General features: G+C 64.6%; 15 protein-coding genes and 1 tRNA gene. 8 read left to right on the top strand and 8 right to left on the bottom strand.

Going from position 1 to position 20,775, the window contains the following annotated elements; genetic code table 11:
* Positions 1-915 (top strand): FAD-linked oxidase C-terminal domain-containing protein (locus AAGI46_04905; protein ID MEM1011544.1); only part of this gene is annotated, 915 nt, incomplete at its 5' end.
* Between the two features lie 36 nt (positions 916-951).
* Here AAGI46_04905 and AAGI46_04910 read toward each other — a convergent pair.
* The 3 genes from AAGI46_04910 to AAGI46_04920 all read right to left on the bottom strand — a co-directional run bounded on the left by AAGI46_04910 (position 952) and on the right by AAGI46_04920 (position 4,703).
* Positions 952-2,175 carry a hypothetical protein gene (locus AAGI46_04910; GenBank protein ID MEM1011545.1) on the bottom strand — a complete coding sequence of 408 codons (1,224 nt, stop codon included), beginning with the start codon at positions 2,173-2,175 and terminating at the stop codon, positions 952-954.
* 61 nt (positions 2,176-2,236) lie between these two features.
* Positions 2,237-3,832 (bottom strand): hypothetical protein, encoded by a 1,596-nt coding sequence (locus tag AAGI46_04915; GenBank protein MEM1011546.1) that lies wholly within the window; start codon positions 3,830-3,832, stop codon positions 2,237-2,239.
* Between the two features lie 61 nt (positions 3,833-3,893).
* A complete protein-coding gene (locus AAGI46_04920; protein ID MEM1011547.1) occupies positions 3,894-4,703 on the bottom strand; it encodes a hypothetical protein in 810 nt (269 codons plus the stop codon).
* Positions 4,704-4,961: 258 nt separating this feature from the next.
* On the opposite strand from AAGI46_04920, the gene AAGI46_04925 reads away from it, so the two are divergent.
* Positions 4,962-5,035 (top strand) — tRNA-Met (locus AAGI46_04925).
* Between the two features lie 114 nt (positions 5,036-5,149).
* Here the strand turns inward: AAGI46_04925 and AAGI46_04930 are convergent.
* Both AAGI46_04930 and AAGI46_04935 read right to left on the bottom strand, forming a co-directional pair.
* Positions 5,150-7,318: a beta-galactosidase gene (locus AAGI46_04930; protein ID MEM1011548.1), complete on the bottom strand. Its 2,169-nt coding sequence runs from the start codon at positions 7,316-7,318 to the stop codon at positions 5,150-5,152.
* 144 nt (positions 7,319-7,462) lie between these two features.
* Entirely contained in the window at positions 7,463-8,329 is an 867-nt protein-coding gene (locus AAGI46_04935) for a phytanoyl-CoA dioxygenase family protein (protein MEM1011549.1), read from the bottom strand.
* A gap of 92 nt (positions 8,330-8,421) precedes the next feature.
* On the opposite strand from AAGI46_04935, the gene AAGI46_04940 reads away from it, so the two are divergent.
* The gene (locus AAGI46_04940; GenBank protein ID MEM1011550.1) at positions 8,422-9,270 is read left to right on the top strand and encodes an AraC family transcriptional regulator; all 849 of its coding nucleotides are present in this window, start codon (positions 8,422-8,424) and stop codon (positions 9,268-9,270) included.
* A 190-nt stretch (positions 9,271-9,460) separates the two neighbouring features.
* On the opposite strand, the gene AAGI46_04945 is transcribed toward AAGI46_04940, so the two are convergent.
* A complete protein-coding gene (locus AAGI46_04945) occupies positions 9,461-9,922 on the bottom strand; it encodes a hypothetical protein (protein ID MEM1011551.1) in 462 nt (153 codons plus the stop codon).
* Here AAGI46_04945 and AAGI46_04950 point away from each other — a divergent pair.
* Positions 9,914-10,909: a hypothetical protein gene (locus AAGI46_04950; GenBank protein MEM1011552.1), complete on the top strand. Its 996-nt coding sequence runs from the start codon at positions 9,914-9,916 to the stop codon at positions 10,907-10,909. The two genes, AAGI46_04945 and AAGI46_04950, sit on opposite strands and share 9 nt — an antisense overlap.
* Positions 10,910-10,995: 86 nt before the next feature.
* Positions 10,996-12,129, top strand: a complete 1,134-nt coding sequence (locus AAGI46_04955) for a hypothetical protein (protein ID MEM1011553.1) — start codon at positions 10,996-10,998, stop codon at positions 12,127-12,129.
* Here AAGI46_04955 and AAGI46_04960 read toward each other — a convergent pair.
* Both AAGI46_04960 and AAGI46_04965 read right to left on the bottom strand, forming a co-directional pair.
* Positions 12,116-13,228: a hypothetical protein gene (locus AAGI46_04960; GenBank protein MEM1011554.1), complete on the bottom strand. Its 1,113-nt coding sequence runs from the start codon at positions 13,226-13,228 to the stop codon at positions 12,116-12,118. The genes AAGI46_04955 and AAGI46_04960 overlap by 14 nt on opposite strands.
* A gap of 163 nt (positions 13,229-13,391) precedes the next feature.
* The gene (locus AAGI46_04965; protein ID MEM1011555.1) at positions 13,392-13,988 is read right to left on the bottom strand and encodes a PEP-CTERM sorting domain-containing protein; all 597 of its coding nucleotides are present in this window, start codon (positions 13,986-13,988) and stop codon (positions 13,392-13,394) included.
* Positions 13,989-14,129: 141 nt separating this feature from the next.
* On the opposite strand from AAGI46_04965, the gene AAGI46_04970 reads away from it, so the two are divergent.
* From AAGI46_04970 to AAGI46_04980, 3 genes are all read left to right on the top strand, one after another.
* Positions 14,130-17,081 (top strand): aconitate hydratase, encoded by a 2,952-nt coding sequence (locus tag AAGI46_04970; protein ID MEM1011556.1) that lies wholly within the window; start codon positions 14,130-14,132, stop codon positions 17,079-17,081.
* Between the two features lie 291 nt (positions 17,082-17,372).
* Positions 17,373-17,729 (top strand): HU family DNA-binding protein, encoded by a 357-nt coding sequence (locus AAGI46_04975; GenBank protein MEM1011557.1) that lies wholly within the window; start codon positions 17,373-17,375, stop codon positions 17,727-17,729.
* A gap of 230 nt (positions 17,730-17,959) precedes the next feature.
* Complete coding sequence (locus AAGI46_04980; GenBank protein MEM1011558.1) at positions 17,960-20,728, top strand: PKD domain-containing protein; 2,769 nt, start codon at positions 17,960-17,962, stop codon at positions 20,726-20,728.
* Positions 20,729-20,775 lie beyond the last annotated feature (47 nt).

The raw sequence follows: 20,775 nt of genomic DNA on the forward strand, positions 1-20,775 counted from the left end.
ATCTGCACGGCCGAGGGCAGGCTCGTCGAGATCGACAACGCGGGAGGCTTCGACCTTGCGGGTGTCGTCTGTGGCAGCGAAGGAACGCTCGGCCTCGTCGTCGAGGTCGTCGCGAAGCTTACGCCCATCCGCACTGCGTTCCGCACGATCGTCGCGACCTTTGGCAGCCAGGCCGATGCGTGTGACGCCGTCGGCGACATCGTCGGTGCCGGCCATCTGCCCGCGGCGATGGAAATGCTCGACGGCCGGATGGTGAAGGTCGTCGAGGACATCTTCCACCTCGGCATCGACCCGGCGGCAGAAGCGATGCTGCTCATCGAGCTCGACGATCCAGCGCCCATCCTCGATCGCGCCTGTGACGAAGTCTGCGACCTGCTTCGCGGTCGAGACGCCTTGACGGTCGAGACAGCCTCCGACGCTGCTCGCAAGGCGGAGCTCTGGACCGCACGCAAGAAGGCCTTCGGTGCCATCGGCCGGATTAGCCCAAGTTACTGCACGCAAGACGCATGCGTCCCGCGGAGCAAACTGGCTGAGGTGCTGGCCAAGGTCGACGAGATCGGCAAGCGACGTGGCCTGTCGATCAACAACGTCTTCCACGCCGGTGACGGCAACGTGCACCCGATCTTCCTGTACGACGACCGAAATCAGGCCGAGATTGACAACGTCCTGATCGCGGCCGAGGAGGTCTTGCAAGCCTGCATCGACGCTGGCGGGACGATCACGGGCGAGCATGGCGTGGGCCTGGAGAAGCTCACGATGATGCCGCGACTGTTCGACGACGCGACGCTCGAAGCCTTCCGATCGACAAAACGGGCGTTCGATCCGGGTGGGCGGTTCAACAGCGGGAAGCTGCTGCCGGCTGTCGGGGAAGCGATGCAAAAACCGACGTCGCCCGGGAGGAAGGTTCCCCAGTGAGCGTGCCCGGATCGCGGCATTGAGGTGCCGCCGCGTTCACTCAGCTGGTCGGCTGGTCGGCTCTCCGCGGACGAGTGCGTCGACGGCGTCTGCACGCTTGCGAGCGAGTCGTTCGCGGGCCTCGCGTGGGAGCTCGCTCTCGTAGACCAGCAGCGATCGGCCGTCGCCGAGGTCGACCAGAAGGACCGGAAGCTCCGCATTCCGGAACCCGGCAACGGCAGCGCGAGGTCTGCCCGGCTCGAAGCCATCGGACGTGACGTGGTCGAGATAGACGCCGTCGCTGTCGACCTCCCACGCGAGCCCGGTGATACCGCCGAGGCTGTCGAGGGCTTGACGAATGGTGGCTTCCTCGAGGTAAAGCCGAACCTGCTGGAATCGCGGTTCGACTTTCGCAAGCGAACCGGGCGCGATCCGGAACGGCAGACCCGCGAGCCGTTCTAGATCGTCGATGACCTGTTGAAGCTCCGCACGCTCGTATGCGAGTCGCACTGGACGATCGAGTGCTCGCAGAACCCACTCGTCCTTCGGCAGGACGATCAGCTTCGCCGAGTCGGGGTACCACGTTGCGGCCGTCTGCTGGGCGATCGCTTCCATCGCCGAGGCCAGCGTCGCGTCGCGCGAGACGAAGACTGGCCGCTCGCGCAGCATGTCGGGCAGGCGATTGTCGACCACGTAACCCGGCTGGGTTCGACCAGCTTCCTGAGCGGCGCTGTCGACCTCTTCCAACGCAAGATCGACGGCCTCGAGCAACTGCGCGACCGTCGGGCGATCCTCAACGAGATCGAGCCGGAGGCCGCTGAGCAGGTCGAGCATGGCGACCTCTTCCACGGTGGTCCGACGACCGACCCGCCGAAGCGACGGCAGCGGGAGCATCTCCACCCGGCCGTCGCGGGCGACGTACTGCAGGCCCAATCGCTGCGCGATCGCAGCGATCGTCTGTCGCAGCGGCGTCGCGGTGACGCTGACGCTGATCGGCGTCTCCATGCCGTACGGCAGCGTGTGCCACGTCTCGTCCGGCACTTGAAACGGCACGTTCGTCTGACGCGTGATCTCTGCAAGCACCTCCGGCAACGGCCGATTCGACACGGTCAGCGCCGCGTCACCGTCGAGCAGACGATTGATCGTCGCCTCCGAAACCCGGGCTTCGTCAGCGACCTGTGTCGTCGGCTGCGCTTCGGCGTCGTCTTGCGCACCGGCGCGCTCTGCGCCGGCCATCAGGGCAAGGCCACTCGTGAAAGTCAGCAACAACGACTGCCGCATCGCGGAGAGTCTAGAGCAAACAGCTGCGCGGTGTGGCGTCTGACATGCGACAACCGATTCGCTACCGCGCCGGCAGCGGAACGTTCTCGAACGCGAACGGCACGGACAGATCGCGCGTCGACGTCGGGATGGTCCACACCACGCGTGCAGGCGGGTCAAGCTGGCCGCTCCAGTCAGTGAACGTTTGCGTGAACATCGACTTGCCGGGCACTTCCGAGTGGCTTCGCCAGCGGCTTCCTGACGGCTGCCACGCACGACCGTCGGTGTCGACCACCTTCAACGCGTCGGCGTGAAGTCGAAGCTCGTCGCGATCGGCCGTGTCAACGATGAATCGCAGCGACAGCGTCGGCAGCCGATCGGCCGCGTCGAGTTCGCGCTCCTGCTGCCGACGAATCTGCGCCCGGTTCTGCAGCATGCCCTGCAGTGCCGCGGGGTTTTCGATGCGCAGCGATTCCAGCTCGAACTGCATGTCGCCGACCTGCCCTTGTGCACCGACGGGGACAGACCACGCGTCGTCGTCCTGATCCAAGCCCTGCTGCGGCGTGCCGTTGTCGTCCGTCACCTTGACCGCGAGCGACTCGGCCTCTTCGGTGATGTCGGTCTCGAACGTCTCGCGACCCTCCGCGACCGTCAGGATCACCCGGCCCGAGAGCCGCTGGAGCCTCTCGCTCTCGGCGCCGGCCTCGGCGTCGAGCGGGAGGTTGACCAATCGAAAGAAACGATTGCTCCGGACGTAGTGCCGATGGTGACGTGACTGTTCGGTCGGTGGTGCGAGGTTGTTGCCGCGCTCGTCGATTGCCTCGTCGACAACGAGACTCTGCTGGTTGCCCGCCAGGAGCAGCTTGGGTTCGACGAGGAGACGCAGCTGCAGATTCAGAGCCTGCCCGGTGTTCGAGCGTGACGGGTTGATGTCGCCGGCGTCATTGCGGACAAACTCCATCGAGCCGTTGCGGTTGCGTGTGGCCTGCATCAGCTCGACCCGAGCGGCCGGCACGTAGCCGACGACGTCGTCGTTGGTTTCGCCGACCAGCGAGACGGGTCGGATGCCGAGGGTCTGCCGGTCGCGCCAGACCTGCGGGTGATCGTGCTCGCCAGGCCAGTAGTTGATCGCCTCGCCGATGGCCTCGACCGCGTCCCAGAACGGCACGTCGTCGAGCACCAGCTTGAGTGGCTTCTGTGCGTCGTCTGGATCGCCCCAGTCGGCGACGACGCGCCTGTGGACGTTGAACCGTTGATCGTCCTGATCCGGACTCGGCCGCTCGCCGGCGTCGATGTCGAGCAGGCTGAGCAGCGCCGCCAGCGCGTCGTCGGCGGTCCCGTCGATGTCGAGCGTCACACGCGTCTCGCCGAAGCGATCGCGTTCTTCGAGTAGATCGAGCACGACGGCAGCCCGGGCTCGGACTTCGTCCGACGCATGATCTTCGGACGCCTCGACGATCATCGCCCGAAGTGTCGGCTCGGTCGTGGCAAGCTGATAAAGGTACTGCTGACCGGCCTCGCGGCTGGCAAAGTCAGGGGAATCGAGTGCCAGCAGCGCGGCCTGGACTTCGGCGTCGGCCGGATCCGGTGTGGGCTGATCCGCCCACGTCAGCGACGAGGCAAGGCACGTCGCCGCGGCCAGAAGCAGGAGCGGACGCAGCGTCGAAGAGTGGGCCATGCCTCAACTGTAACGTGCCGAGGCCAGCCTTCTTAGCCGAAATGGCGGAAAGCTTCCGTTCTCAAGCGACGACGCGACGTCGGCCACTTGGCTTGCGTTTCACGCTCGGCCGCATCGCATCGCCGGCTGTGACGGGTTCGGGCTTGGGATCAGGGTCGGCAAAAAGCGTCGCCGGGCGATCGATCGTGGTGGCGGCGCGTTGCTGCTCGACGAGGACCGGACCGAGTGCGCGAATTCGGTCTGCGAGCTGCTGCTGCTGGGCAAAGAGCTCCCGGTTGACGCTGCCGATGGCCCGATCGTCGGCCCGGTGGATGTCACCGGTCAGGGTTCGTGCGATGCACGCCTCGACATTGGCCGCGTTGGCCATCTCGACCCAGTCCGCACGAACGGTGACGGAGACCCCGCCGTCGCCGAGCGTCAAAAGGCCCCAACGCGGCGGGAGGTCGGCCTTCTTCAGCAAGCCCGCCGGAGCCATCACGTAGTGCAGATGCGCCATCGGCGTGAGCAGGCAGCTTTTGAACTTTCCGAGCCCGGCCTGGCCGCGGATTTTGCGGTGGCGACGGACCAGCCCGCGTTGGAGCCAGTCCTCACGTTTGGCCTTCAGGGCGAGCTTGAGTTGTTTCGGGTCGCGGCAGCAATCACGCAGGAAGTCGCCGCGACTGGCCTTGCACTCGATAAAGATCGACTGCGGCAACGCGTACGGCACCGACAGGTAGTTGTGATATGCCCGAAAGACGCCGGCCCCGACGGCATCGATGATGCCCAGCGGATTGATCCGGACTTCGGCAGCGACAGAGCGGTAGCCCTGGCGGAACATCCAACGGCACGCTTCCTTCTTGAGCGTCTTGTGCATCAACGTCTCGCCGGCCATGGCGCACGCTCCTTCGTCGACGCGTCGTGCGTCGCAACCTGTCGAAGGCCTCGGCCACTCCTTGGCACCCGCGGAACCTCCTTGGCCCGCGGCCCGAATCGTGACAGCGTCACGATGCTCGCTCGGCTTCCTCGACAAGCAGGTCAATCTAACGATCCCCAACCGATCTTCAACCGAACGCACTCACGCTCTTGGGCTCGCGCAATCTTCGTCCTCGCATTGACGACGATGACTGCGCGGCTATCGTGTCGGCCCGATCGCGGGGTAGAGCAGCCTGGTAGCTCGTCGGGCTCATAACCCGGAGGTCGCGGGTTCGAATCCCGCCCCCGCTACTGCGATCAACCCGAAGGACTTGCAGCAATGCGAGTCCTTTTTTGTTTGCCAAGAGCGCATCGCGATCAGTGCCGGTGGCGTCACGTGTCCCCAGCTCAGCAACCGGAAGCTCGCTACTCCTCAAGACCAGCCCGTACTTCGTACATCTGACACCCGATCTCACGGATGCCGTCGATCAGGCCGGCGTGGGGGTAGTCGGTGACGGTGACCATCCCGGCGTTGAAGTTCTCCTGGTCGGGTCGACCAGCGAGGGACTGGTCGACGTACTGGAACCAGTGCGCCCCCACGACCTGCGGGTGGTTCAAGGCACTGCGGATGTACGCCTGATAGAACTCGCCCCGCTGGGCCTGGTCAACGGCCTTGGTGTTGGAGGAAGCGAAACCACCGGCATCTTCGGCCCCGAAGCCGAACTCGCCGATGATGATCGGCCGATCGATGCCGTCGGGAAGCCTCAGGTCTTCGATCGAATACCTGTAGATGTTGTAGCTGACGACATCGCAGTGCTTGGCGGAGGCGCGAACAGCAATGTCGTTTCGCCACGCAAAGCGGACGCCGAGGTAGAGCTTGTCCGGTGCAACGGCGCTGATCTCTTCCTTGATCGTCCGGAAGTACGTGTCGCAAAGCAGCTCGTAGAAGCGTTCGAGGTCCGCGCGTGCCAGCTCGAGGCTTGGCGGCGCTTCGGTGCGTTGGAGCAGGTCGTCCCACGACGCGTAGTCCGTGCCCCAAGCCGCGTTGAGCGCCTCGATGTCGTCGTAGTTGGCCTTCAGGTCGTCCACGAACACGACTTTGGCGGCCTGTTCGGCTGGGCTCGTGAGCGTGGCGACAGCGAGATCGGTCGTGTTGCCCCACGCCTTCTCGTTGTCGACGAAGTAGCCAATGTTCCAGGGGTCGGTCTGCTCCTGCTCGTAGCGAGCGATGGCGGAACGAACGATTTGGCGATACTCCGGGTCAAAGACGTCTGGGAACTGGCCCCAGTATCCGGTGGAACCCGCAATCGGCGTCGCGCCCGAGACCCACACGTGTGTGGCGTAGGCCGTTTTTTGCTGGCGATAGATGATTGGGTCACCCCAAGCAGCGATCGTGTTCATTCCCCAGCTGCGGATACGCCGATGGGCGATGTCCCCAAACGCCTCACGCCAGCCCTCGCCGTACTTGCGTTCCAGGTTGGCGTTGTGGAAGTCGAACATGCGATACGGCAATCGCTCCTTATAGAAGCCGTGCGGGGCCCAGCCCGCGTTCACGTTCGAGTGCTTGAAGAACGGGTCGTCTTCGTCAGGAATCCAGGCGAAGTACGCCTCGCGGTGTTCGATGCCAGTCTCACCGCCGAAGCGCACGTCGACGCAGTCCGGGCCGGTGGAGAAGAAGAGCCGACCATCCGGGTCGACCAGCCACCACTTCCCGTCGTGCTTCGCTACGCGGAAGTGCCCGGTCGCTTCAAGCTTGGGACCGTCCTTCCACCCGCCGAAACGGTTGAAGTTGTCGGGGCCGGGCATCGCGGCCAGCTCGGCCTCCTCGGATTCCCGCTGGGCCACCAGGTCGTCGTCGGTCATCGCCTTCCCGAGCCAGTCGGCGTGAACGAACTGCCCGTAGCGATCGACGAACGGCAGGAACTGCGACGAGTCGACCATCTGCACCTTGCCCTCGGCACGGACATTCCGGAGCACGAAAGACTCGTCTTGCTTCGGTCCGACAGAGAACAGAATGAGCTTGACCACGTCGCGCGCGTCGATGGCGGCCTCACCGGGCGTCACCCGCATTCCGACGAGCGACATCGGCGGATCCAGAGCCCATTGCGTCGCGTACAGCCGCAGGGTGATCGTCTTGGTCTCGCCCGGCACGACCTCATCGAGCGTGAAGGTGCGGAGGCTCTCATCGTCGTCGGCACCGGGATTGTCCGCGCGCAGGCCGAGTCGAATACGCGTGTCACCGACGTTCTCGATGTCGACGTTGATGAACTGCCAGGCCGACAGGTCCCACCTGCCCTCTGGGGCTTCGATCACGACACCCGGGAACCTCCCTGGCGCTGCGGCAACATCAAGACGCAGACCACGACCTGCCGCATCTCCCTGCACGAGCGTGGCGACGGTGTTTGCACCGACGTTCGGCACGTAGTCCTCGTCGAAGACCACCAGAGGCTTCGTCTCCGCGTCGGTCTCCAGGTAGGTCTCTGGCGACTGGTGGGGAATCTCAGATGGTTCCTGAGCCAGCGCAACGCTGGGGATGACGAGTGCGACGACAAGGGCAAGCGCCGGCCGCCACGAGTGATGCTGATCTGTATTCACGATGTGGTTGCTTAAGTTACGGTTAGAGACTTCTTGGAGGCGAATCCGAAGACTGCGATCCGAAGACTGCGCAGCATGCTTGAGGGGCGACCTTGTTATGACGCTACACGAGACGCTGGAACACAGCTCGAGTGACGCGCTGGCTCAACATTCGACATCGCGCCCTTCGCTACCGAAGAGGGCCAGCCGCGTCTCCGTGTCGCAGCCTTGAGCGCCGGCGCCCGTGTAGTGGAACTGCAGTGCTCGGCGGCGATGTCCGCTGAAGTTGGCTGGCGTGCCGTGCATCAGCAACCCCGAGAAGACCAACGCCCCGCCAGGCGGAAGCGGCACGGCCACTGTCGGCAAGCCCATGACGTGGCTGTCGCAGATCTGCCAGTCTCGCCGGTTGAAGTGCGGGATGATCTCGTGGTGTGTCGACTCCACGAGGTGCATGCACCCGTTGTCCAAGCGGGCCTCGTCCAGTGCGATCCACACCCCGGCGATGCGGGTGCCTTGGGGGTAGTTGAAGTAGGCATGGTCTTGATGCCACGGCTTCTCACGGCCGCCACCCGGTGGCTTGAGCAGAGCCATCTCCTGGACGCACGTCGGTTCGTCTTGTACGAGGATGCGCAGGAGCTTCATGAGCTCCGGATCGTTCACGATCGCATTCAATCGCTCGTCGTAACGCCCGAAGGCCGTGAGCTTTCGGACCAGGTCGGCACGGGCGTTGTCGTCGTGGCTTTCCACATCCACGTCTGCCGCGGATGCCTCGAGCATGATGTTGTTGAAGTCCGGGTTGCGTCCCATGACCAGATCGCTGATCGCAGCGATCGCCGCATCGATGGCCAGGGCGTCGAATGCCTTTTCAAACGCGAGGTACCCCTTTTCCTCGTAGAACCGGAGCGCTGCGTCGTCGACGGCCGACAGGTCGGGCAAAAGCTCAGCGGTCTTCGTAACCGTGTACAGGCCGTCTGGGTAATCCTGTGCGCCGTGGTGGTCGATGCCTGGGATCGAGCTTGCCGTCGTGTTCATGTGCTTTTCCGTTCTGGATCAGTGCCGTACTGTTCGTAGGGAGAGATTGCACCACAAGATGATCGCTTTCCATGGCTCCGTACGACAAATAGATGCACTGGTCCGACACGGGTGTCGTCTGGAAGATGAACCGCTGCTCGCGGAGCTACCCGGAGCCCGGCTGGTCGATTGGCCGCGAGTGGTCCCGGCAGCTGGTCGATCTGGACCTGTGGCTGGTCCTTAGGGGACGCGGCTGGATGCAGTACGACGCGCAGCGGATTGAGCTACGTCGCGGTGTTGCGATCGTCGCCCGCCCGGGCAGCACGTTCGAAGCCGAGCAGGATCTCGACGATCGACTCTGTGTCGATGCGATTCACTTCGATTTGCTCGACAGCCGCGGAGAACGGTTGCCGACGTTCGCGCTGCCGCCGCGCGTGATGAGTGTGCCGGACTTGGTCCTGGCCGAGGCTGTTTCTCGCCGGCTGCGTGAACGCCCGTACCTGCGTCCACGGACCCATCTGGCGACAGACGATCCGGTTGCGCGAGCCCTTCTTCGAGGACTCCTTCTGGATCTTGAAGATCACACACTCGACGAAACGCCGACGGGGGCGTCGAGCGAGACGCATCTGCACCGCGTCATGGTCCAGCACGCCTTGACGATGATCCACGAGAGCTTCCGGGGACCGTTGCGTGTCGCCGACCTTGCGCAAGCGATGGGCTACAGCGCTGACCACTTTGGCCGAATCTTCCGCAGCATCACCGGCCAGACGCCCCAAGCCGCGATGATCCAGGCGCGGCTGGACCGCGCACGCCACCTGCTCAAAGCAACGCCGATGTCCATCGCGCAGATCGCCGAGTCGCTCGGCTATTCCGACGTCTTCTTCTTCTCGCGCCAGTTCAAAAAGTTCGTCGGCGCATCGCCTTCGCAGTTCCGCAGGAGCGGTTTATCAAAATCCCATTGAGTTCAGCACCTGATCGACACCACGCCGGCCGTCGAATTGTTCCTCCGCCAGCCGCCGGGCAGCCGAGGCGGCATTGGCGTCGTTCAGCTTCTCCGTTGCTTCGACGGGGTCGCGAAACCCCAGCAGGCCCTCGCCATCGTTGAGGTCACGGGTTCGAATCCCGTCCCCGCTACTGCGATCACGACGCCCGTCACTTGCGCGACGGGCGTTTGCGTTTGGTTGTGGCATCGCCCAGAACAACCCCTTGGTATCCGTTATGGTCGCGCTTCTCATGAGAGAAGTTCCAGTTCGGTACATGGATGAGTCCTACGCCCAAAGCGGAAGAACCTTCGTAGCCAAGGAGCCCAGTGATCTTCCTGGGTTCGATCACTCTGCTGACGATCGATCTGCGTTCGGCGGTAGCTTGATGCATCCACGAGTCGAAGCGACGGGCAGGTTTCGCGTTGATCGCACTGGCGGACGGTGGTGGCTGATCGATCCCGAAGGCTACCGGTTTTTGCACATCGCAATGAACGCCGTCGCGCCATGCAAGATCGGCGGAAAGCATGGCGTCGATCACCGGCACTTTGGCCCGGTCCATCAGCGATCCTTCGACGCCAAATTCGCCGGTAGCGACGACGCGTGGCGAGATAAGACGCTTCCGATGCTTCACGAGGCAGGGTTCAACGGCACCGGGATGGCCTCCATCGACGCATGCAACCGACGCGCCGAGCGGCCGATGGTTTACGCCCCGCAGCTGCAACTCATGAGCGGCTTCGGCAGACGGGTCGGCGGTACTTGGCAGGTTCCGGGGCATCTGGCGTACCCGGGTGACGTCCCCTACGTGTTCCACGACGCGTTTGACGAGTACGTGGCAGAGCAACTCGACCAACGCGTGGCACCGATGGCTGGTGACCCGTGGCTGCTGGGCTGCTTCACCGACAACGAGCTGCCACTGGGGCGCTTGATACTCGACAACTGCCTGTCACTCGCGAAGACCGACCCTTCACACTCAGCGGCGCGGCGATGGCTAGAGGAGCAGAATCTGTCGCCCGACGCGATCGATGACGGTGATCGCGAGGCGTTCCGAGGCTTCGTGCTGGACACCTATCTTCGCCGCGTTGTCGGACCGCTGCGAAACGCATTGCCAGGGCACCTGGTGCTCGGCTGCCGTTTCTACGGAGTCGAGAAGCAGTCGCAGACAGTGTTCGAGGTGGCGGGTCGCCACTGTGATGTCATCAGCGTGAACCACTACGGCTGTTGGACTCCTGCCGACGACGTCCGCCGCTGGGCTGAATGGGCCGGTCGACCGATCACCGTCTCGGAGTGGTACGCCAAGGCAGATGACACCGGGATGTCAAACACAACCGGAGCCGGTTGGACCGTGCCCACGCAGGCGGACCGCGGCGCTTTCTACGGGCACTTCGTTTTGTCACTGATCGAGTCAGGCGCGTGCGTCGGCTGGCACTGGTTCAAGTACCTCGACAACGACGTCACCGATACGAACGCCGAACCCTCGAACCGCAACAGTAATAAAGGCGTCGTGTCCGCGACCTACGAGCCATACGACCAACTCCTGTCGGCCATGAAATCGGTCAACCACCGGGTGTACGGGCTGGCACAGCACTTCGACCGAGCGCGCGAGGCGGCGCGTTCATGAGCACCCGGCATCGCCGGAGCCGGCGAAGAGGGGCCGCGTTACTCGGAGCGGCCTTGCCGTTCGGCTTCGTCTTTGCAGCAAGCGACGTGATTCTGCCGCTTTGGGCGGCGCGCGACCTGGGACTCACCGCAGGCGAGTGGTCGCTCCTGCGATCGACTCGCGTCATCGGCACGTTCGGGATGATGGTCCTCCTGACGATCATCACGCCCTGGCTCACGCCGACCTCGCTTGCGACCGGTGCACTGCTGCTCACGGCTCTGGCTATCGCAGCGATGTCGATCTTCGGGGAGACCGGACTGTTCGTTTGGGTGATGCTGCTCGGTGGAGGGGTGAGCGCGAGCTTCGTCGGAATCAATGCCCTCACACAGCTGGTCAGCAGACGTCGTCAAGGTTCGGCCAATGCTGCCGTTCGCGGCGCGATCACGTCGGGCAAGTTGCTCGCGCCGATCGCCGCCACATCCGCAGCGAGCCTCCTAGGGGGATATCTCGCGGTCCTGGCGTCGGCCTCGGTGCTGTTGGTCCTTGCGGCCGGTTCTCTGGCCTTCTTCCCGATCGGACGCGACACCCACCCGGCCCGACGCGGCTCGGAAGCGACAGGGCGTGCGTCAACGCGGATCGCTAAACGCGTCGCCGATGCGTTTGTGTCTCCGTTGCGGAATCGACCGCTACAGAAATTCATCCACCTGAGCGAAGTGCCGCGAGAGCTCATCCTGATCGCGCCCGGCTTTGCTGCCATCCGCCTCGTGACCGATATGGGCCAGCCGGACGCGATCGTCGGGGTCACTGTCACGAGTGCCTCGATCGGAACGCTTCTTGCGAGCTTCTGGTACGCACGTCACCTCGACTCCGCGTCGCTCCGGAAGACCAAGTTCCTGATTTCGGTCTCGGCCAGTCTCGCGATCGTCGCCGCGGGTCTGGCTGCGAATTGGTGGATGCTCGCCGGAGCGATAGGGCTGATGTGCTGGTTCGCCAACTTCAACGGGGCACCGATGAGCATGTGGATCAGCCGCGTCACCGGTGCCTTGCCGATATCGTCGTCTTTGACGCACCACAAGCTTGTCTCCAGCGGCTACGGCGTGGTCGTGGCGCTCGCCTTTGCCGCTTTGGAGCCACACATCGGACTCGCGTCAGTGTTGATCACGCTTGGCGTGGCGGGTGTCGTGACCTCCTTTCCGATCTTGCTTCTCGAAGAGCCCGACCCGTCCTCTACCCACCTGTGATGTTCAGCACGTGATCTACCCACAGCCGCCCGTCGAAGAGCCGTTCGGCCAGGGCACGCGCCTCTGGAGCGCTTACTGCTGGGTCCTCTGCCAAGCCTGTCAGGGCTGACACGGCTTCCCCTCGAGATTGGAATCGCAAGATGCATCGCTCATCGTCGCCAAGGTCCGCGCGTGGCCCGGACCACTCGACGACACACGGCCGGCCGGTGGCGAGATAGCAGGCGGTGCGATCGCTGATCCAGCCGGTCTCGAGCCTGCGGTAGCTCGGTTTGCAGCAGCTGAACTCGCCTTTCGAACTGGCAATGAAGTCGCGATAGCCGGTGAGCGATCGGCCGACGTCGTGGGCTTCGCGGATGGTCCAGCCGAGGTCTTCGAGGCGGCGTTGTTCCTCGGGGTCGTCGTTCAGGTTCGCGGCCAGGACAATCGGCTGGCCGATTCGTTTTGGCAGGTCGAGGTACGGCTCGAAGGCCGTCCGCTTGTCGTTCATGTACGGCGTGCCGTCGGCGTCGACCATCCAGACGTCCATGTACCAGTGCGTCACCGTCGACCACGCCCCGCCACTCGACGGCATTGCAGGCCAGTGATCGAGCGCGACGGCCGGCAAGACCGGGTGCCACGTCAGGTCCGTGCGGACCAGGTCATCGTCGAATCGGCCGTTGCCGACGGTGAGGTACGCGTCGTGCGTCGCGAGCGACATCTGCGCGTGCCGGACGGCGTACTGGACCATGCCGGGATCGGTATCGAGCAGTGCCGACTTGCGAAACTTCGTCGGAAAGTCATCCGGCAGGTTGTATCGAGCGTTGAACAGCAAATCGCCGCCGACGTCGGGCATCGGTCGGTGGCTCAGCCGCGGGTGCGGTCGGCCTTTGGCGTCGACGATGCAGATCGACCGGTCGAGGCCGAATGGGCGAAGGTGATCCTGCAGCGATGCGAACTGCTCGTCAAGCTTGGTGACGTCGTCGCCCGGTTCGACCATGTCGAGCCAGACCACCTCGAAACCACGAGCGCGGAAGGACAGGGCCCAGTTCAGATAGACCCACAGGTGCCCGGCCTGCTGGTACTTGAGCGTGTTGCTGGTCGCGACACAGACGCGGGACATTCGTGCGAGCGTAACGAGAAACGGCCCCGGACTGTCGTCCGGAGCCGCTTCGTCTCTCTCTCACACAGGTCGGGATGTCTCCCGAATCTCTCCCCGGGGTCTCTCCCTGTGATCTCTCTCCCGTCGATCTCTCACCTGTGACTCTTCCCCGAGTCGGTCGCGATCAGGCGCGACGACGGCGGAGCAGGCCGAGGCTGACGACGCCGAGCAGGCCGGCGGTGGTCGGCTCGGGCACGATGACCGTGTACAGGCCGAGCGGTGCGAGGCCGGTAATGTCGTCGCCGGTATCAGCCGGGAAGTAGATCTCCCCAGAAAGGTTCGCACCAAGAAGGTCAGCGATGTCGTCCGAATCGGCAACGGTCCACGTTCCGGACCCACTGAACGCCACGCTACCGGCGGTGAACGTTGAACTCAGGTCGTCCGTGTAAGAGAACACATTCAGCCCGGTGTCCACGCCAGGGAATGTTCCGCGAAACAGCAGAGGAGTCGTGTCGGTCGTTTCATTTGCGCTGGTCAGGTCACCTGCAACCAGCGTCGACGTCAGAGCTCCACCTAAGTCAGACGTGTAAAACTCGGCGAGGTAGAAGCCGGTCGTGTCGGAGCCGGACGCGTCGATCGCCGACAGCCCGTCGGTGGCAGTGATGGTGACTTCGCCGGCGACCGTCAGGTCGACTTCGAGGAGAACTTCCAAGTTCTGTGCCGAAGCAACGGAACCACCAGCGACCAGAACGGCCGCGCCTGCAAGCATCGTGTTTTTCATTCGAACTCTCTCTTCCCAGTACTTCAAATGTCGGCTGGTTAGGCCGGGTACGCAGTTGTGGACGTGAGGATAACGAACGCGGGCGGACGTTCAAGCCAAATCAACGTGTCAACTGCAAATTTCTTCGCCCTATCCTGTGGCATGGCGATCTACTCCGAGAAACCGCACAATCCGCTCGGCAGCCGCAAGACCCTCGCCACTGCCGCCGGCGAGGTCACCTACTTCGACATGAACACGGTCGGCGACGTCGACCGACTGCCCTTCAGCATCAAGGTTCTGCTCGAAGCCGCCCTGCGCAACATGGACGGCTTCGAAGTGACTGAAGAGAACGTGCGCGGCCTGGCCGCGTGGTCGCCAACGGCTGAGGCGACCGAGGTTCCCTTCAAGCCGGCACGCGTCATCCTTCAAGACTTCACCGGCGTTCCATGCGTCGTCGACCTGGCAGCGATGCGGTCCGCCATGAAACGAGCCGGCGGCGATCCGCAGAAGATCAACCCGCTCGTCCCGGTCGACCTCGTCATCGACCACTCTGTCCAGGTCGACGAGTTCGCCAATCCGCTGGCGATGATCAGGAACAGCGAGATCGAGTTCGATCGCAACCGCGAGCGGTACGAGTTCCTCAAGTGGGGCCAGAAGGCGTTCAAGAACTTCGGCGTCGTCCCGCCGGCCACCGGCATCGTCCACCAGGTCAATCTGGAGTACCTCGCCGGCGTTGTGCTGACGCAGGACGGCGTCGCCATGCCCGACTCGCTCGTCGGCACCGACAGCCACACGACCATGATTAACGGTCTGGGCGTCCTCGGCTGGGGCGTCGGCGGCATCGAAGCCGAGGCCGCGATGCTGGGCCAGCCCTGCTACCTGCTCACGCCCGAAGTCGTCGGCATGAAGCTCACCGGCGAGCTGCCGGAAGGTGCCACCGCCACCGACCTGGTCCTCCGCGTCACCGAAATCCTCAGAACCCACGGCGTCGTCGGGAAGTTCGTCGAGTTCTTCGGCCCGGGTATGAAGTCGATGACCGTCGCCGACCGCGGCACCATCGCCAACATGGCTCCGGAGTACGGAGCGACGATGGGCTTCTTCCCTGTCGACGAGAAGACGCTGGACTACATGCGGCTCACGGGACGCGACGACAAGCAGATCGACCTCGTCGAGCGGTACACCAAGGCCAACGGCCTCTGGTGCGAAGCCAGCAGCGAGCCGGTCTTCACCGAAACGCTGGAGCTGGACCTCGGCACGATCACGCCGAGCATCGCCGGGCCGCGTCGGCCACAGGATCGCATCGAACTCAGACAGAGCCGCAGCAGCTTCCGCAGCGTTCTCATGGACGACTTCGGGCAGAACCTCGACGGACAGATCCCGCGTCTGGATCGCTGGTCGAACGAAGCGCCGTTGCACGAAGACGGCTCGCACGCGGGCGAGGCTGATGCGCAAGCAGCCGACGCGATCAGCCACCTCGAGAGCGGTAACGGTCCTGCCGGCGGATCGGGTGACGCCCACGAAGCCTCGCCGAGCTTCATCGGCGAAGCTGCCCAGGCCGTCGCGGAGAAGGTCGCCGAGGTTGGCGGTGCGGTGAAGATGGCGCTTGCTCCCAAGGCGACCGGCAAGCTGCAGCACGGTGACGTCGTCATCGCCGCCATCACCAGCTGCACGAACACGAGCAACCCGAGCGTCATGGTCGCCGCCGGCCTCGTCGCCAAAAAGGCCAACGAGCGCGGGCTTTCCGTGCCGCACTGGGTCAAGACGAGCCTTGCCCCCGGCAGCCGCGTCGTGACCGACTACCTCGACAAGTCAAACCTCTCGTCGGAACTGGATCAGCTCGGCTTCCACACCGTCGGCTACGGCTGCACGACGTGCATCGGCAACAGCGGCCCGCTGCCGGAGCACATCGCCAAAGAGATCCAGGACAACGACCTCGTCGCCTGCAGCGTGCTGTCGGGCAACCGCAACTTTGAGGGCCGAATCAACCCCCACGTCAAGGCCAACTACCTCGCCAGCCCGCCGCTGGTGGTTGCGTACGCCCTGGCCGGGTCGATGGACGTCGATCTGTCGAGCGAGCCGATTCAGCACGACGCGAACGGGCAGCCGGTCTACCTGAAGGACATCTGGCCGACGCAGGAGGAAGTCTCCAGCACGGTCGCCTCGTGCATCGACCCGAGCATGTTCCGCGATCGCTACGGCAACGTGGCCGAGGGCAACGAAGACTGGAATGCCATTCCGGTCAAGGGTGGCGAGCTCTTCGACTGGTCGGAGGACTCGACTTATGTCCAAGAGCCGCCCTTCTTCGTCGGGCTGGGCGACACGCCCGAGCCGATCACGGCGATCCACGGGGCCAAGGTCCTGGTCATGGTCGGCGACAGCGTCACGACCGACCACATCTCCCCCGCCGGTGCTATCAAGGCGACGGCGCCGGCTGGCAAGTACCTCAAGGAGAAAGGCGTCGGGCTCGCGGAGTTCAACAGCTACGGCGCGCGCCGCGGCAACGACCGCGTCATGGTCCGCGGCACGTTCGCCAACATCCGCCTCAAGAACCAGCTCGCCCCCGGTACCGAAGGCGGCTGGACGACGTTCCAAGGTGACACGTTGCCAGCCGATGTGATCAAGCACGAGAACGGGCAAGCCGTCAGCATCTTCGACGCCAGTCGTGGCTACGGCGTGGCCTCGACCAGCGACGCCGACGTCAACCCATCTGCCGACGGCACGCCGTTGGTGGTGCTGGCCGGCAAGGACTACGGCATGGGCTCGTCGCGCGACTGGGCAGCGAAGGGCACGCTGCTGCTCGGCGTCAAGGCCGTCATCGCCGAGAGCTTCGAGCGCATCCACCGCAGCAACCTCGTCGGCATGGGCGTCCTGCCGCTGACCTTCAACGACGGCGACACGCGCGACAGCCTCGGTCTCGACGGCACGGAAACCTTCGACATCACCGTCGACGACACACTGACTCCGCGACAGATGGTGCCAGTGACGGCAACGAAGTCCGACGGCACGAAGGTGTCGTTCGAGGCGCTGTGCCGCATCGACACGCCCGTCGAGATCGACTACTACCGCAACGGCGGCATTCTTCAGACGGTGCTGCGTCGGTTGATGAAAAGCTGAGTTTTCCCAGAATTCCCTATCGTCCTGAACGAGCGAAGCGAGTCGAAGGACCTCGTTCGCGTCTTGCTTTCGTGCACAGGCGAGGCCCCTTGGCTGCGCTCGGGATGGCAGAGCGGAGGCAATCTGGTCTGACGCACAGGCCGATCTCAGCTGAAAATTGTGCGTTTTTTCTTGTCGTAAGCGTTGCTCGGGGATTGATCGCGCGTTTTTCCCCGATATCTTCCGCGCAAGCCCGCCGCGGGTGGGCTGAACGTCCCTGAAGTCCGGAAGAACCGGCAGATCGGAGCACACATGGCCAAGGCCGTAAAGAAAGTCGCCAAGAAGGCGCCCGCCAAGAAGGCACCCAGTCCCAACAAGCCCATGACCAAGACGGAGGTCTACGCGTACCTCGCAGACAAGGTCGGCATCACCAAGCAGCAGGCCCGCGCGTTCTTCGACGAGCAGGCCGAACTTGCTTACACCCAGGCCAAGAAGAACGACAAGGGCTTCACGGTGCCAGGCATCGGCAAGCTGGTCGTCGTCAAGCGTGGGCCGCGCACGTTCCGCAACCCGCAGACCGGCCAGCCGGTCAAGAAGCCCGCCAGCAAGGCGCTTAAGTTCCGCATCGCCAAGCCTGCCAAGGACGCCGTCCTTCCCGCCGGCAAGTGATCGGACGTCACTGCATGCTCCGGGACGTCGCATGACGCGACGGGCAGGTCGCACGAAGCAACCTGCCGCCGGCAGCATCCCATCGCTCCGGACCAGCGGCCCGCCGGCCTCGTCGGCGGGCCGCGGCCGTTGGAGCTGGCAACGTGCTTGGAGCAGGCAACGTTCTCGGACGCTCGGGTTATCGCCCCTCGTGTTAGACGCCAAGCTGGGCTGAATGGGACATCCGGGTCATGTCACGCCAGACCCTTAACGCCGGGAGCTTCCCGCAGGAAGCCTTTGCCGAAACACATCTCGCCGCCCTCGCCCAAATCGCGGCGAAGGCGGTCGTGAAGAATCCACGTCGCCGGTTCACCGATCGGCTCGCCGACAACAGCCTTTCGCCGCTGGAGGCTCGCCGCCTCATGGCCGCAGATGCCGGCAGCGTCGCGATCGATGACGGCGTCCTCGACCTCGCCGCCGCCGACAACGGCGACTACGGCCTCGCGGTCGAGCTTGACGCCGACGGCAGCCACCTTCGCGGCGTCATCGTCGGCACCGACGGCACGCGTACCGCCGGCGATTGGGTCGATGTTGATTCCGTCCGGCAGATCCGTGTTGCAGGGTCCAGTGGCACCGACCACGTCCGAATCGATGGCCGGCTCGCCGGGTCGGTCGACGTCGTTCAGGTGAGCCCGGACGTCGAGGCCGTCGAGGTCTACCACGTCGACACGCGCTCCTCCAAGTCGGGTGCCGCACGTCTGGCCCGCCAGATCGGCGGCTCGCACGCCGGGCTGGACGTCTCGATCGAGCGCGGCCGCGTCGGCGACTCGTCGATCGAAGTCCAGGACCGCACGCTCCCGAGCATCCAGCAGGTCCGCGTCGAGACGGCAGAGGGCGTCAGCATCACGCTGGCCAACGGGTCCGTCCTCTCGGCCGACCACCTGGCAGAACAGGTTGGCCTGGTGACCGACGTGCTTCTCGACGGCGGCTTCACCGGCAGCGTCCACTACAAGCTCGTCGGACCCGACGGCACGTGGGAGCATACCGAGAACTACGAGCCCTACGCCGTCTTCGGCGACGAAGTGGGCGTCCTGAACGCATGGTCGCACGCCCCGGGCGAGTACCGCCTGGAGACGACGGCCTTCACCGGCAAGAACGGCACCGGTCGATCGGCTCCGGTCGACGCCTTGACCTTCACGGTGTCGAGCGACGTGACCTCGACCGAGACGACCCCGCCTGCCGAGCCGCCCACGGTCACGCCGCCCGTCGTGACGCCGCCCACAGCGCCGGTGGTTCCGCCGACGCCGCCCGTGGTTCCGCCTCCGGCCCCGGTGGTTCCGCCGGCGAGCAACCCGACGTCGCCCGATGTCCGCAACGACGTCGACGGCCCGACGGTCGCCCTGTCGCTCATCAGCGACACCATCCAGGCCGGACTGAGCGTCCACGGCGATGGCTTTGGCACGACGTTCAAGAGTGGCCAGTACAACGACGCCACCTTCGAATGGGACTTCGGCGACGCCGGCTCGGCCCACAACAGCTACCGCGGCTTTGTCGCCGGTCACGTCTACGACACGCCCGGCACCTACACCGTCACCCTCACCGTCACGGACGATCAGGGCCGCGTCGGCACGGCAACCCGCGACGTGCGCGTCGTGGCCTCCACGCGGACGCTGATTCACGTCGACGTCCACGGCAACGACAGCAACGACGGCTCCAGCCCGTCGTCGGCCGTCCGCACGGCAGAGCGTGCCAACGAGCTGCTGGCCAGCTACGGCGACGACGTCGAGATCCTGTTCCGCCGCGGGCAGAGCCACAAGTTCTACAGCGAGATCAACGTCCAGAACGCCAACATCGTCATCAGTGCCTATGGCACAGGCTCCAAGCCGGACCTCGAGTGGCACGGGCCGCACGACTGGACCCGGAGCGTCATCGTGATCAGCCGGTCAGCCGAGCAGGTCACGGTCCGCGGGCTCAGCTTCGACAACGCCAACGTCCATCACACCGGCAAGCAGATCGCCAACGCCATCCGTGGCGGCGGGCAGGAGATCGCTGTCCTGGACAACAGCTTCTACGACGTGTCGAACGCCATCCTCAACAACGCCCAGCCGACCGGCATGCTGGTCCAGGGCAATACGGCCCCGTCCGACACCGGCATTCGTGCCTACTTCGTCTGGGGCGAGGGTGAGCAGCTCAGCGTCGTCGGCAACACCGTCGGCAACTCGACCCGCGAGCACATCGTCCGCGTCGCCAACGGCATCAAGGGCGTCACCGTCGCCGGCAACGACTTCGACAACATCGATCGCACCGACGTCGACCGCTACGACACGCCCAAGGGCACCGTCGTCATGCAACACGGCAGCTTCGCCTACGTCAGCGACAACACCATCCGCGGTGCCAGCGGCGTCGGCCCGCTCGGCGATGCGGACGGTCTCAAGAGCCCGAGCGACCGCTTCGAGTTCGCTGTCTTCGAGTTCAACGACTACGTCGACGACTCGTTCTTCCACGTCGAACACGGTGCCGAGCACATCGACTTCCGCTACAACCGCATGAGCGCCGTCGATGGCACGACCTCGGTCCGAGTCGAGGGTTACAGCAGCGCTTACGACCGCACCGTCGTCGACCTGACCGTGCACGGCAACGTCGCCACCAACTTCGGCACTCAGGGCCGCTTCATCTGGAGCGACTGGGGCGTCGAGGGCATCGAACTGACCGACAACGTCCTGGTCGCGCCGAACTTCAACGTCGGCAACTACCAGACGTTCGCCCTCTACCACGGCTCGGGCAACCTGAACGAGTACACCCTCATCGACGGCAACACGTGGCCCGAACCCACCGAAGGCGGCTGGGCGCAGGGCGGCATGATGTACGTCGGCACCACGGGCGATCGCAGCGAATACCGCGACGCCGACGAGTGGAACAACCTGCACGGCGTCGGGACCGACACCTTCGCCGACGTCAATGCCGACACCGCATGGCTGGCCCTGCTGGCCGAGCACGGACTGACCGACTGGGCCAACTAGGCCTTCACAATTCTGGCGTGCGGCGGGGGCTCAGGTGCGTTGCCTGG

It is taken from the genome of Planctomycetota bacterium, from assembly GCA_038746835.1.
In the GTDB taxonomy this organism is placed as follows: Bacteria; Planctomycetota; Phycisphaerae; order Tepidisphaerales; family Tepidisphaeraceae; genus JBCDKH01.